Genomic DNA, 14,378 nt, shown 5'->3' on the forward strand with positions numbered 1-14,378 from the left:
TAGGTGGGAGAGTAGGAAGCCGCCTTACTTCGAGGTCCCGATCAGTTTTACTGGTCGGGACCTTTTTTTTTGACCATCCCCCGTCCACATTACAACCCCGTTGGAATTCTCTGTAAAACAACACCCCTGTATCCACTTCAGTACGGCAATCGTAGCCTGTGCTTCCTAAATAAACTATACCTAGGTGTTTCTACTATGCTACCTTGCTTCAGGCTATTATAAATTGACTTAACGGATAGGGTTACTGTATCGATATCCCGAAGACCATGCTACATTTTAGAGTAGGTTTAAAATAAAATGAGTTTTAAGGAGTATGGAAGACTTAACCTAAGTGCTAGACCTTAGTTATGTTAAGGAAGGAAAGAAAAGGTATAGGAGAGCTTGCTATGAGGTCGTTTTTGACCGAAAGGATGTTTGTATGCATCTAGGGGGAAGAAATGAGGAAGAGGAATGAAATTGAAAAGGTGGGGGTAAATAAAAAACCATTGATCAATAATTGACCAATGGCTTTTCTGGTTTAGAATGGATAATATGTTAATACCCTTGGTTCTGTACAAGATTAGGGTTGTTCTGCATTTCCGATGTAGGTATGGGGAACAAGAGCTCTCTTTCTGTCAAGGCTTTGTTCGGGAGGTAGGTAAAATGATGTCCTACGAAGTCCTCAAGCTCATTGGTTTCCGGATTATAAGCTTGTCTCCAGCGTGCCATATCGTACCAAGTCTTATTTTCAAAACTCAGTTCATGAATCCTTTCGATACGTACAGCTTCTCTAAAATCGGCTTGTGAAAGACCGGAAAGATCAGGAACCTCGGCACGTTGTCTTATTTCGTTGATTGCATCATAGGCTTCTGTTGATGGGGCACCTTCCGCTTCGTTGGCGGCTTCGGCATACATGAGCAATACATCGGCATAGCGGTAAATACACCAGTTTAGGTCCGATTGGGCGCTTTCTTCATTGGCCTGTATGTCAAAATGCTTGAAAATATAAGGAGCACCTAGATTAACACTGTCCGTTCTATCGGCTTCCAATGAATAGCTGGTAAAATAGAATTCCTTTTCCTTCGCCCTTTTATCATCGGCTTCATATGAATTGGCAAACTCATTGGTAGAGAATATACCGCCCGTCTGTGCCGAATAAGCGGAAATTCCCAAGTTATAGGGTAAAATAGCGGGTTGCCAGTTGGCCGATTGGATGTTGGCGGCAAATTGGGTCATAAAGATATATTCTCCCGTATTTTTGGTCGCGGGGTTATGTAGGTCGTCATACGAATCGAATATGGTGTATTGGTTTGAGTCGATTACCTCTTTCGCTTTATTGGCCGCAAGCTGAAAATTCTCTGTTTTTTGAAGAGGAAAACCTCCTGTAGTCAAATATACATCGGCCAATAAGGTCTTGATCGCTCCCATTGAGACCCGACCTGATTCGTCTCTCCATGGTAAACTAGAATTTTCGGCATCGGTCAAATCGCTGATGATCAAATCGTAAACTGCTTCTGCGGAAGCCTGCTCAGGGTAGAGTTGCTCAGATGTCAAATCAACGGATTCGGTTATGATCGGAATGTTTCCGAACATGCGTACCAAGCCAAAGTAGTAATACGCCCTAAAGAATTTGGCTTCTGCCAGGTAATTCTGTTTTTCGGTCTCGTCCATGTTTATCTCCGGAATCTTTTCAATGGCCAAGTTCGCCCTTGATATCCCCGTATAATATTCGGTCCAAAAACTGCTGCCATATCCGTTGTCCGAATTATTGATCAAATCTTTGACCAGATAAATGTTGGTTGCCTGACCTAGGGACGTATTTGCAAGTCCCGTGGCAAATTCAAGCATGAGCCAGGTTCCTCCTCCAAAACCGCTATTCGTTATGGGGACCAAAGGTTCATAGATACCATTTACCGCACTTTCGGCATGTTCTGCCTTAGTGAAATAAGTGTCGGTAGTAAAGTTAGATTCGTCTTCCTCATCTAAAAAGTCACTACATGAAAATGTAAGCGATACAGCGGTCAAGACCACTATAGTTCTTATAAAGTTTTTATAGGTTTTCATTTTTTTATCTTTTTAATATTATTACAATCCAACATTAAGCCCTATCATGAATGTGCGGGGTCTTGGGTAATCGTACAAGGAAAAACCTTGGTCAAATGTGCCGCCACCGTTAGAGCTTTCAGGGTCATATCCAGGGAACTTGGTCGATACAAAAAAGTTCTGTACAGATGTATATAACCTTAGGCGGCTCAAGTGTAAACGCTTGGTCAGTTCAGGATTGAATACATAAGAAAGCATTAAGTTTCTTCCTCTTAAAAATGAAGCATCTTTTAATTTTCCGGAATCGTTGTTGGTATCGTATCCGGCGGCTATAGGTCTGATCTGGGCGATATCGGTATCTTGATTATCGGGGGTCCAGGCATTTAATACCGTAGAGAAACTGTTGGCGATGGTCTGGCGGTCTTCCGCAGAGTGCTCGTCACGGTACATAAGGCTATTGCCATATTGAAACTGAAGGTCTACCAATAGTTCTAGGTTTCCATATCTGAAGGTGTTGGAAAAAGTTCCGAAACCATCAGGGATACCTTTTCCTATGATGGCCCTGTCATCACTATTAATGGCGCCATCATCGTTTAGGTCCTTGTATTTTATGTCACCCGGAAGCCTGTCGTAAATAGCGGCCTGTGCTGCTTCGTCCGTATTCCAAGTTCCTTCGTCAATATATCCAAAGAAAGTACCTACAGGCTCTCCTTCGCGAATTAGTGTAGATCCCAAAAAGATATCGGATCCTCCAGAAAGTGCGACTACTTTGTTTTTGTTGATGGAAATATTGAAATTTGAATTCCATCCGAAAAGTTCGTTATCGACATTGATCGTGTTCAAGTTGATTTCAACACCTTTGTTCTCCATGCTACCAACATTTCTAAAAACGTTTGAGAAACCACTAGTGGAAGGTACAGGTGCGTTAAGGAGCATATCGGTAGTTAATTTGCGATATACGTCAAGTTCTAAGGCAATTCGATTGTTTAAAAAGCCTATTTCGAGTCCGGCATCTACTTGCTCTGTTTTTTCCCATCGCAAATCAGGATTGGCCATACGCTGCGGTATACTAAAGGATGCGCGGTCGCCGTCAAAAATAACGGTTCCACTTTCCAGTCCGGCCAAAGCTCTATAAGCTGGAATTTCAGAGTTACCAGTAGCCCCGTAACTAGCTCTCACTTTTAGGTTGGAAATGGTCTCACTTTGTGATAGAAAATCTTCGTTGGAAACCCTCCAGGCCAATGCGGCCGATGGGAAGAAAGCAAATTGATTCTCAGGACCGAATTTCGAAGAGCCGTCAGCCCGTCCTGTTAAGGTCAATAGGTATTTGTTTTGATGGTTGTAGTTTACACGGCCAAAGTAGGAATTGAGTCCGTATGCAATTTTACTGGAGGTCGGTGTTTGAGGGTTAGATCCGGCACCTAGGTTGTTAAAACCGTAAAAGTCATCGGCGAACCCTCTTGTAGATGCCCTTGACTCGAATTCATCTATATGTTGCCAAGATAGTCCCACCATGGCGGTTAATGAATTTTCGTTTTCGAAATCTTTACTGTAGGTCAAATAGTTTTCAAACTGCCATGAATTGTAGCGACCGTTATCAACATAAGCGGCACCATCGGGTCGGGCAATATATCGTAAGTCCCTACCTCCGTAGTAGTCGTTCCTTTGGTTTATAACATTGGCACCGACAGTAGTTCGCAATTGTAGATTTTTGTTGAAGGCAATATTGCTATAGAAATTTCCCAAAACCGTTTGGGTCTTAAGAAAGTATCTTCTGTCGTTGGCTACGGCAACGGGGCTTCCGCCACCTTCCATACCAGGGTAGTCGATATTCGATCCCCAAGTTCCGTCTTCATAGGTTACCGGAATTATCGGTAGCGCTTCAAACACCTGTCTCATCGTGGTGATGCCTCCACCACCAAGTTGGTCTACTTGCTTTTCATTCTGGTCGTTATATGCTAGACTACCGCCGACCCTTAGCCAATCGGTAATGTCGGAATCCATGGTGAACCTAGCGGAGTAGCGCTTGAGCCAAGATTCCACGATTAGACCTTGCTCGTCACGGAAGCCCATAAAGAGTCCGTAGTTGCCTTGCTTGGTACCTCCTGTAAAAGAAAGTTGATGGTTTTGGGTAAAAGAGGTTCTTATGGCCTCATCTTGCCAATCGGTATCGTAGAGTGGATTTCCTTCCGTATCAAAAAGTCTAGGGTCTGTTCTTTTGAGTCTAGGGTCTGTATACCTGCCTCCGGCCCATCCGTCGGGGTCAAATTTCTCAGCGTTTGCATAGGCGGTTTCCTCTACCTGAAGAAACTCTTCCGAGTTGAGTAAATCAAGTTTTTTTGGGAGTGTTCCAATACTGAAATCAACATCGTAGTTAAGACGGCCCCCGCCCCCGGTCGTACCTCTTTTGGTACTTACCAAGATAACGCCGTTGGCTCCTCTTGCCCCGTAAATGGCGGTTGCGGAAGCATCTTTTAAAACTTCAATCGATTCAATATCATTTGGGTTCATATAATCAATGGGCGTACTGCCATTAGGCAAGCTGGCTGCGCTAAGAATAACGCCATCGATTACATACAGGGGAGTGTTGGCGATACTTACCGAGGTATTACCGCGAATTCGTACCACTGTTCTTCCTCCCGGTCTACCTGATCCCGATGTTACATTAACCCCGGAAATCTTACCAGCTATGGCCTGATTCATTGAGGCGGCCGGTCTTTCGGCCAATTCATCGGCTTTTACGGAGCCTACGGCACCGGTCAGGTCGCTTTTCTTCTGGGTACCGTACCCGATTAAAACAACCTCGTCTAAGGCGGCTGCATTTTCGTCGAGGGTAATCATTATGTTGCTCTGTCCACTAACGGGAATTTCTTTTGCCGAATAGCCGATATAGGAAATAACCAGTACCGCATCGCTGCTACTTACTTTGATCGAAAAATTACCGTCAAAGTCGGTTGTCACACCATTTGTAGTACCTTTTTCAATAATACTCGCACCAGGTAAAGGTTGGTTGCCTTGGTCGCTTACCGTACCGGTAATTACGTTGTCTTGCTCATCCGATGATGAATATGGAATAGCGTCGTTTTTCTCTGTATACCCGTCGGTCACGTCGACTGGTATACTCGCTCCAAAGGAAGGTTGGAGACATACAATTTGAATACCTAATAAGAAACAAAACGGTTTGATCTTAAAAGATGATAACATTGAAGTCATAGTCTAAAAGTTTAAGTTGTTGAATTAGTTAGAGGAATTAATTCAAATGTAGCGGTATGAGTGAAGCGAGTATACCTGTTAAATTACAAATTATGGTATTTTTTTGTCATTTAGTGATAATTTGATAATGTGTGATATATTTTTTTGTTAAATGCTTATTTGTTAAAAAACAATATTTGTCGTTTTGCTTATAAACTGGTTTAATTGGGCAATTCCTTTTTAGTTTGTATTGGTATTTTAGAAATTTAAATGACCCCTGTTGGGGGTAAAGTGTTATAAATGAGGGTAAATTGTGTGTATTGGGCCCTGTTTTTCAAAAAGGGTTTTCTTTAAGTGAGCGAGGAAGTTCTTCTATGTGCCGTACACAAATTTGGAGATAATTTTTAGTGTTTAAGGGAATACGATTCAAATAATTGAAATGATAAAATAGTAGAATTTTAAGTTTTGTTTAACAAAAATCAAACAGACCACATTTCCTGAAGGATTGTTATTTTTTTTGGAGGATAAAAAAAAGGAGACCTTTATTTGAAGGTCTCCTTTAAAAGGTAAAATTAAGCGGGTTCCGATTATTTCATCGGGTGTTCTTGCAATAGCTCTTCTGGAGAGTAAAAGCCTTCTTTGTCTTTGATCTTCTCTCGTACTTCTTTAACCTTTTCAGGGGAAATGGCCGAGGCTTTGTTGCCGAAGGTGTTCCTTACGTAGGTAAGTACCGCTGCGGTTTCTTCTGCGTTCAATAATTTTCCGAAGGGGGTCATCGGTACTTGGCCAGGGTATTTTTTACCCTTTACCTCTATAGGCCCCATGATGCCGTTGGTGGTTAGTTTTATCAATCGCTCTTCGCTACCGGTAACCCATTTTGAACCGGCTAAGGGTGGGAATCCGGAAGCGGAGAGGCCTTGGCCATCGGATTGGTGACAGGTGGCGCAGTAGCCATCCCTTTCATATATTTCCTGTCCTGCCATTAAAAGCTCTAGGTCTTTTCCTTTAAGGTCGGTTTGGATGACGTCCTTGGGCTTTTCGCCGGCCCTATGTCCGTTTAAATGGGCAAGTGCCGCTTCGTACGGTCGCTCCATCCATTTGTCAAGTCCCTTTTTGCCCGCTTCGGTGATAATAGGTATGCCTACATCTTTGCCTAGTCTTGATGCGGCTACTAAGGCTTCAAGTCGAACCCTTGGGTTATCGTCTTTTGCGGCTTGCATCAATAGTTCGGCCTGATCGTCGATTTGGTGTCCGGCATATCTAAGTACCCCAACCGCCGCGGTGCGTGCCCTGAAGTCTTTTGCTTTTAATAGTTGGGTCAATAGGTCCCTATCTATTTGGTTCAATCCCCAAGTAACCCACAAAGCTTCCAAAAGGTTATGCTCATAATTGGCATCGTTCTTGTCTAGGTTGGCGACCCATGTTTTTAACTTGGCCAAAACTTCATCTGCATCACGTGCACGTAATTCTCTTTTTGTACGGTAACGGGTTCTGTATTCAGGAAGTTTTAAGTTCTCCAATAATTCTTCAATACTGGCATCGGCAACTTTAGCCGGCTGAAGCAATGGCCTGGAAGGATAAGTAACTCTATATATTCTTCCGTGGACATGATCTCTTAACGGGTCACGCGCATTGTGTTGCATATGTCCGATCAAGACATTGCTCCAATCTAAAAAGTATAGTGAACCGTCAGGGGCAAATTCCACTACCGGTCTGAAGTTTTTATCATCGGAGAAAATAAGATCTTGTCGGTGCTTACTGATATAACCTGCAGTTTTTGGGTCGTCTACCATTTTATGTTGTTTGGTTCCCCTAAAGCCAATGGTGTTGTTGATCAGCATATCGCCCTGAACGTTGTCGGGGAAATGGCGGCTGGAAACAAATTCCAATCCAGAGGTAGGGCGTACCAAGTGGTCTTTTTCGATAAGGTTTTCGGGGATTGGGGAACTCACTCCGTATCGAGGAACAATCGTTCCGGGCATCATCCATGTTGCGGAAGGTCCGGAGGTGTGCTCAAAAAAGGGCTGTCCCCAGTGGTCAAAAGCAATACCCCAAGGGTTCGGGATGGCCAATTGGGCGGTGCGTTCAAGGTGGTGACGTTGTGGACTGTATCGGTAAAAACCGCCATTTGTTCCGCGTACCGTACCATAGGCCGTTTCTACATTGGTGTGAAGAAATGTACCTTCACCCATATAAATAGCCCCTGATGGGTCGGTTGTAAAGGCGCTGATGGCATGGTGGGTATCGTGATCGTCGAACCCGCTTAATATAATCTCCTTTTTGTCGGCCTTATCATCCCCATCCGTATCTTTCAATAGGATCAAATTGTTTCCTTGCGACATGTATACGCCTTCTGGGGCGAACTCAAATCCTATAGTAAGGTGTAGACCGTCAGCAAAAACGGTTTGCTTGTCTGCTTTGTAATCGCCATCGGTATCTTCAAAAATCAAAAGTTTGTCATTCGGTTTGCTGTCCCCTGCTTTGTAATGGGGGTAACTTGGCATGACGGCTACCCATAAACGTCCTTTGTTGTCAAATGACATTTGAACGGGGTTCGCTAAATCTGGAAATTGCTCTTCGGAAGCAAACAGTTCTACTTTATAACCGGGGGCAGTTTTGATTTGTGCCAAGGCCTCTTCTCCATAAAGGTATTCGGGGGTGCCGTTTTTTTCACTTTCCTTATAGTTGGTCTTTACGGGAGGCAGCTTTTTTGTTTTGGCATCAGCGGTCGCCAGATCCATTTTTTTGCCGTTAGCGGCTTCCCAAATGGCCGTATCCCTAATTGCGGTCATTTCGCGAATCTTTGCGATTTCGAACGGATAGTTCTCCGGACCATAAGGATTGTACCTTCTTCCGTATACATGAACACTGTTGGGGATCTTAAAGTCGTTGAGCCAGAACCAGTTCTTTTCTGTAACCGCATCATGTACCAGTTGACGATTGGTTTCATCGGCTTGTTTTCCTCCGAAAATGGCATCGGCCAAAAGTTTTCCGAATTTTTTGTAGCCCGTGTCGGTTAATTGAAATCCGTCTTGGGTAAGGTCTTCATCTTCGGTTTCGTACCATTTTTTTGTCACCTCAAAGGCATCGACGAAAAGAATGCCCTCTTCTGCGGCCACCTCTTTCATGGTTTGGGTGTACAGGGCCAGATTTTTGTTTTCTTTGGTGCCATCGGGCAAATCCATCTTATCCGATAGGTTTTCAAAAGCAATAGGGGAAACTAGGGCCATTTGAGGTGGGGCGACACCGTTGTACTTTGTGCTTAGGGTGTGTTTGATAAAGGCACGGAGTTCTTCGCGGTAGTTGTCAAGACCTTCTTGGCCTTCAAAAGACTCGAGATAGCCGAAAAAGGCGATTATAATATCGGGTTTTAGGCTAGTAATCCATTCATCGGGGGTAGGGAAGTGGCCCACGCTGCCCGATTGATGGCCTCCATCATCTTCAATAAAGTGTATTCTGCTGCCCGGATCGTGCTCGAATTTGTCGGCGCCCGGAAAAGCCCATGGTGATTTTCTTGCGGCATGTGGCCTGAAAGCAGGGGTGTTTCCTCCATCACACATGTTTCTAATGAAGAGTGAATCCTTCGGGAACCTTAGGTTCATTTCGGTTTCAAAATGCCCGAATTCCATCATTCTCGAACCAAGGTTGCTTCCTACTAAAACAATACGAGAGTTTTTCTCAAGTGTTAAGGTGTTGCTCTTTTTTTCGCTACAGGCGAAAAGAAATGTGGCCATGACGAAAACCGTGGCGGTCATCTTTAGAGCTGTTCTTCTAATGAATTTCATAGTACGTTGAATAAATTGTTGGTGTCGAAAAAATCGACGTTTTGGCTTGGTGTGGTTGACGGTTTTGTCGAAAATATAAAGCTTGGTTCGATAATTAATTATTAAATGTGTATTTTACACTTGTAAATATCGGAATTTGGATGTATAAAAGGTGTTTTATTTTTAAAAAATGTGCGATAAAATTAGGTAGTTGGTACGTGAGTAGACAAAGCTATAATAGATTTTGAATTAAATTATCCTGTATCTTATTAAAAGTTGATACTTTTTTATCCTATATTGACAAATAATCCTGTTTATAAAGAAAATTTATGAGTGCTCCGAGTATAGAAAAGACGTTGACCCCTAAGGAAACTTTTATATATAAAGACCTTATTGGTCCCAATTTTAATCCGAATTGGCATTTTCACCCCGAGTTTCAGATTTCCTATATCATGGAAGGGGAGGGAACCCGGTTTATCGGAGACCATGTACAGAACTTTAAAAAGGGAGACCTCGTGATGACGGGGCCTAACCTTCCTCACTTGTGGCGAAACGATGATGTTTATTTTGAAAAGGACAGTGGACTAACAACTAGGGGCCTGGTTATCTATTTTGATCATGTGCTCTTAAGCGAACCGCTTCTTGAGATGGAAGAGTTTTATAAAATCAATAAACTTGTGGAACATTCCCTTAGGGGAATAGAATTTCTCGGGGAAACTAGGGATATCATTATTAGGCTCATCTTAGAGCTTGACAAGCAAAAAGGGTTTAAAAGGATTCTACATCTCCTAAAGATATTGGATACGCTGTCTAACAGTACCGAGTATAACATATTGGCCAGCCCCAATTATATGAATGCCTTTAGGGGAGGCGATGCCGAAAAGATGCGCAAGGTCTATGATTACGTAATGGCGAATTTCAAGACCAATATTTCCCTTGACGAAGCGGCCGGTTTGTTGAATATGACTACCACTTCCTTTTGTAGGTACTTTAAACCTAGGGCGAATAAGACTTTTACACGCTTTGTAAACGAAATTCGGATCGGTCATGCGCGGAAACTGCTATTAGAGGATAACTTTAATATTTCGCAAATAAGTTATGAATGCGGCTATAATGCCTTGTCTAATTTTAACAGGCAGTTCAAGTCCATTACCGATATGAGTCCACTTGAATATAGAAAGCTTTTTTTAAATATTCAGGCACCGATGTAAGCGTCAAAATTAGAGGGAAAATAGCTTCGATGAGGGAAAAAAAGTATCAGTCTTTAAGAAAATAAAGGAATTTTGAAGTTTCATTTAGCGCTAGCTTTGTTAATTGTATGGAATCCGTAACTTTTGTATTTTGATTTTTTTGTAAGAGATTACCCGCGGATTTTATTTTTAATTGAGTTCATGTTAAGATTTAAAGAAACCATTATAGAATGAAAATAGGAATGAATATGTTGCTTTGGACGAACCACGTCACCGAGCAACACTTTGGTATTGTAGATGATTTGAAAAAAACCGGATATGACGGTATAGAGCTCTTCTTCGGGGAGGGCAGCGAAAAATATTATTCAGGCTTGGGCCATCATTTTTCGAGCATTGATATGGGGGTTACGGGAGTAGCGTCCTTATCGGCCGAACAAAATATAGCGAGTCCCGATAAAAAGGTCAGGGAAGCGGGTCTTGAGCGTTTAAAATGGTCTATCGATATGGGTGAGGCTGCCAATGCCGAGGTCTTATGTGGGCCTTTTCATTCGACTTTTGCATTGTTTACAAGACAACCGCCTACCTTAGACGAAAAGAAATGGAGCAATGAAATGCTGTTGAAAGCCGCAGAATATGCCAAAGGGGCCAATATTATACTTACGCCCGAGGCGGTCAATAGATTTGAATGCTATCTTTATAATACAATGGCCGATTTAGGTGAGATGGTCCAAACGGTAAACCATCCGAATTTGGGAGCCATGTTCGATACCCACCACGCCAATATTGAAGAAAAGAGTCAATCTGGGGCAATCAAAACGATAGCGCCGTATCTCAAACATGTTCACATCAGTGAAAATGATAGGGGAACGCCGGGCAAAGGGCAAATTGATTGGGACGATGTATTCTCGGCCCTTAAGGAAATCGACTACCATGGTTGGGTAACCATCGAAGCATTCAGTACGGCCATACCTGAATTTGCCAATGCTATCAATGTATGGCGCAACTACTCTCCCGTAGAGGAAGTGTATACCGAAGGATTTAAGCTTATATCACAAGGCTTGGGAATAATAAAATAATAGTTATCTAAATAAACCTGAACAGAATGAAAAATGTATTGCCCATTGTAATTTGTCTATTTTTATTTGCGTGTAAACAACAAAAAGAGACGGTTGCCAAAGGACCCGAAACGACCAAGGAAGTCGATGCGCCCAAAAAATGGTTGACCTTTGATGGAGCCGATGAAAATGCAAAACATATCGTTTTGGTTTCAGGTGATGAAGAATACCGTTCGGAGGAAGCCTTGCCCCAGTTGGCAAAAATCTTATCGAAACACCACGGTTTTAAATGTACGGTCTTGTTTGCCCAAGAAGAAGGTAAGCCCGGTATCGTAAACGCCAATCATGTAACTAACATTCCTGGCTTGGAAGCATTGACCACGGCCGATATGATGGTTATCTTTACAAGATTTCGCGCGCTTCCCGATGAACAGATGAAATATATTGACGATTACTTAAAATCGGGAAAACCGGTTATGGGACTCAGAACTGCGACCCATGCATTCAATTTTCCTGAGGATTCCGATTCAAACTACGCCCATTACAGCTTCAACTACAAAGGGGACAAGACCGAATGGGAGGGCGGTTTTGGACGTTTGGTACTTGGTGAAACTTGGATTCGTCATCACGGGCACCACAAACACCAGAGTACTAAGGGTATGGTTGCTATAGGAGCCAATACAACGGGTATTACCAATGGAATTTCCGATGGTGATGTATGGGGGGCTAGTGATGTATACGGAGTTCGACTTCCGCTTCCCGGTGACTCACAGCCTATTATTTTGGGGCAGGTGATGAACAGGAAAGGGGAGTATGATGAAAATGATATTTTCTTCGGAATGAGGCCTACCGACGATGAAATAGCTACTACTAATAAAGATGGAGAGAGCCTAGGAGACGAATTGATGCCCGTTACCTGGATCAAAAGCTACCAATTGCCAAACGGTAAAAAAGGAAAAGCCATAGCCTCTACCGTTGGGGCGGCCAATGATCTTTTGATCGAGGGCACAAGAAGATTGTTGGTGAACGGGGTGTTCTGGGGACTTGACCTGGAAATTCCCGAGAAGGCCAAGGTATCTTTAGTGGGCGACTATAAGCCAACGAAGTTTGAATTTAGAAAAGCTGACTATTGGCCGGCAAAACAATTGAGTATAGAAAGCTTCGAATAAGGGAGCGACTTCAAATTTAGGGCAGCATCAAGAAGTTTGTTGCCCTTACAGGAAACAAGAAAACCAGATGAGGGAATGGAGTACTTTTTGTACTCCTTCTTGTCTTAAGAACGCATAGGCGCGCTTCATTTGTGTTTTTACGGTGTTGATCGATATGCCTTGGTTCTTCGCGATTTCGGCATAACTCTGCCCGTTTAGGATCGCGGAAATAAAGATTTGTCTTCTACTTTCCGGAAGTTGGTCCAAAAGGGCGAGAACATTTCCTTTTTCATTTACGGTCTCACCAAATTTGGGGTCTTCGTAGTTCTCGATCTGAAAATCCGCCAAGATCAATTTTTGTTTTTTTGCCTTCTCAAGACTCTTTAAACTGAGATTTTTTACCGCCCTAATGGCGTAGGCCCTAAAAGAAACCGTAATTGAAACGCTTTCCCTTCGCTGCCAATACGAAATGAAAAAATCTTGAACAACATCCTTTGCCGCATCCTTATCCTTTACGATTCCAAACGAAACTAGACACAAAAGGGGGAAGTACTCCTTAAAGAGCAATTCCATCTCATGGCTGTTTTTCTTTTGAAATAGTGACATTGTCAACTGGGCTTGTTAAGGTCGGTTCTTAATGTTGGGGATTGTGTATTTGATTGAAAAATCAATTCAATTATAGTGATTTAATTTCAACTAAGATAAAAAACTGTCAAATTCTTAATAAAAGTGTGAAATTTTGTCACCCTTATTTGTTGTTCCGGTAACCTAATAGTAAAAGAAGATCTGTAATGTACCATAAGGAACAATTGAAATCGGTTTTAATAGAGGTAAGGAAGTCGGGAAAAATCGACCCTGAGACTTTAGGGAGTTTGACCGAAGCGGAAAGGGAGGTGGTGTATTCGCTATATGGGGAAAACCTGATTTCGGAAGCTTTGCTTTTTTTGGAAGAACTCGATACGGAAGAAGAATGGCAGCAGTTCATGAAAAAAACGGTAGATTCAAGAAAGCCCCCTGTCTCTTTTATGAGGCCGGTCATGAAATACGCGGCCGTGTTGGTCTCCTTCTTGGCCCTAGGTTATTTCTTTTTTCAAGATAAAGATGGAAAGTCAACGCCAATTGAGGCAACGGCAATTAAGCTTAAAATGGACGAAAACAATGTCAAGGTGCTCCAGAAAGGGCAGAGCCAACAAATTGTATCGAATACCGGAAAGGTTCTAGGCGTGCAAAATGGCGATAAAATTACCTATAAGGTCGATTCTGAAATAGATGAGTTGGTGTATAACGAACTGGAAATTCCATTTGGAAAGATTTTCAATGTAGAGCTATCCGATGGTACGCTCGTACACCTGAACTCGGGTACGAAAATTAAATATCCCGTGAAATTTTTGAAGGAAGGAAAAAGGGAAGTCTTTCTAGAGGGAGAGGCCTATTTTAAGGTGGCAAAAGATGCGAAACACCCTTTTGTGGTCCATGCCAATGAGGTGGCCGTTGAAGTTTTGGGTACTGAGTTCAATCTGACAAGTTATGATGAAGATGCCGAAATCAATACCGTTTTGGTAGAGGGTTCCGTAAGTATGGGCAATTCGGTAAAACCGGAAGATCACATCATCCTGACGCCCGGAACAAAGGGTACATGGGACAAGAATTCCCACGTGACCAATACCGAAAGTGTCGATGTTGGCCTGTATACCGGATGGGTAAGTGGCGAAATCGTATTTCGTAACACCATGTTCTCGGCCATGCAAAAGCGATTGGAACGGAGTTATAATGTGTCGATTACGAATTACAACACTATGTTGGCAAATAAAGTGCTGAATGCGCGATTTAATGTCAATATCGAGACCATAGACGATGTTATGAAATCAATTGGGGAGATATATCCCTTGAAATATGAGATAAGGGACAAAGAGGTTATAATACAATAGATAATAACAAAAGACAGTGCCTATGTAAATAATGCTTTCAATAAAAAAATCGGAAAATGCTTGAGACCATTTCCCGATT

General features: G+C 42.6%; 8 protein-coding genes. 4 read left to right on the forward strand and 4 right to left on the reverse strand.

Annotated features, from left to right (window positions below; genetic code table 11):
- Nucleotides 1-534: 534 nt before the first annotated feature.
- The 3 genes from BW980_RS21475 to BW980_RS21485 all read right to left on the reverse strand — a co-directional run bounded on the left by BW980_RS21475 (nucleotide 535) and on the right by BW980_RS21485 (nucleotide 8,999).
- Complete coding sequence (locus BW980_RS21475) at nucleotides 535-2,043, reverse strand: RagB/SusD family nutrient uptake outer membrane protein (protein ID WP_076457215.1); 1,509 nt, start codon at nucleotides 2,041-2,043, stop codon at nucleotides 535-537.
- 21 nt (nucleotides 2,044-2,064) lie between these two features.
- Nucleotides 2,065-5,235: a SusC/RagA family TonB-linked outer membrane protein gene (locus tag BW980_RS21480; RefSeq protein WP_083690590.1), complete on the reverse strand. Its 3,171-nt coding sequence runs from the start codon at nucleotides 5,233-5,235 to the stop codon at nucleotides 2,065-2,067.
- 566 nt (nucleotides 5,236-5,801) lie between these two features.
- The gene (locus BW980_RS21485) at nucleotides 5,802-8,999 is read right to left on the reverse strand and encodes a PVC-type heme-binding CxxCH protein (protein WP_076457217.1); all 3,198 of its coding nucleotides are present in this window, start codon (nucleotides 8,997-8,999) and stop codon (nucleotides 5,802-5,804) included.
- A 308-nt stretch (nucleotides 9,000-9,307) separates the two neighbouring features.
- On the opposite strand from BW980_RS21485, the gene BW980_RS21490 reads away from it, so the two are divergent.
- From BW980_RS21490 to BW980_RS21500, 3 genes are all read left to right on the forward strand, one after another.
- Nucleotides 9,308-10,189: an AraC family transcriptional regulator gene (locus BW980_RS21490; protein WP_076457218.1), complete on the forward strand. Its 882-nt coding sequence runs from the start codon at nucleotides 9,308-9,310 to the stop codon at nucleotides 10,187-10,189.
- A gap of 209 nt (nucleotides 10,190-10,398) precedes the next feature.
- Entirely contained in the window at nucleotides 10,399-11,244 is an 846-nt protein-coding gene (locus BW980_RS21495) for a sugar phosphate isomerase/epimerase family protein (RefSeq protein ID WP_076457219.1), read from the forward strand.
- 26 nt (nucleotides 11,245-11,270) lie between these two features.
- Nucleotides 11,271-12,392 carry a hypothetical protein gene (locus tag BW980_RS21500; RefSeq protein WP_076457220.1) on the forward strand — a complete coding sequence of 374 codons (1,122 nt, stop codon included), beginning with the start codon at nucleotides 11,271-11,273 and terminating at the stop codon, nucleotides 12,390-12,392.
- Nucleotides 12,393-12,437: 45 nt separating this feature from the next.
- Here the strand turns inward: BW980_RS21500 and BW980_RS21505 are convergent, their stop codons facing one another.
- Nucleotides 12,438-12,977 carry a sigma-70 family RNA polymerase sigma factor gene (locus BW980_RS21505; protein WP_076457221.1) on the reverse strand — a complete coding sequence of 180 codons (540 nt, stop codon included), beginning with the start codon at nucleotides 12,975-12,977 and terminating at the stop codon, nucleotides 12,438-12,440.
- Nucleotides 12,978-13,162: 185 nt separating this feature from the next.
- On the opposite strand from BW980_RS21505, the gene BW980_RS21510 reads away from it, so the two are divergent.
- Complete coding sequence (locus BW980_RS21510) at nucleotides 13,163-14,299, forward strand: FecR family protein (protein ID WP_076457222.1); 1,137 nt, start codon at nucleotides 13,163-13,165, stop codon at nucleotides 14,297-14,299.
- Nucleotides 14,300-14,378: the final 79 nt, after the last annotated feature.

This window comes from Zobellia uliginosa, from assembly GCF_900156625.1.
Classification (GTDB): domain Bacteria; phylum Bacteroidota; class Bacteroidia; order Flavobacteriales; family Flavobacteriaceae; genus Zobellia; species Zobellia uliginosa.

Bases quoted from the DNA above. Each gene is read 5' to 3' on its own strand.
- BW980_RS21475 (WP_076457215.1), bottom strand. From the start codon at position 2,043: ATGAAAACCTATAAAAACTTTATAAGAACTATAGTGGTCTTGACCGCT.
- BW980_RS21480 (WP_083690590.1), bottom strand. From the start codon at position 5,235: ATGACTTCAATGTTATCATCTTTTAAGATCAAACCGTTTTGTTTCTTA.
- BW980_RS21485 (WP_076457217.1), bottom strand. From the start codon at position 8,999: ATGAAATTCATTAGAAGAACAGCTCTAAAGATGACCGCCACGGTTTTC.
- BW980_RS21490 (WP_076457218.1), top strand. From the start codon at position 9,308: ATGAGTGCTCCGAGTATAGAAAAGACGTTGACCCCTAAGGAAACTTTT.
- BW980_RS21495 (WP_076457219.1), top strand. From the start codon at position 10,399: ATGAAAATAGGAATGAATATGTTGCTTTGGACGAACCACGTCACCGAG.
- BW980_RS21500 (WP_076457220.1), top strand. From the start codon at position 11,271: ATGAAAAATGTATTGCCCATTGTAATTTGTCTATTTTTATTTGCGTGT.
- BW980_RS21505 (WP_076457221.1), bottom strand. From the start codon at position 12,977: ATGTCACTATTTCAAAAGAAAAACAGCCATGAGATGGAATTGCTCTTT.
- BW980_RS21510 (WP_076457222.1), top strand. From the start codon at position 13,163: ATGTACCATAAGGAACAATTGAAATCGGTTTTAATAGAGGTAAGGAAG.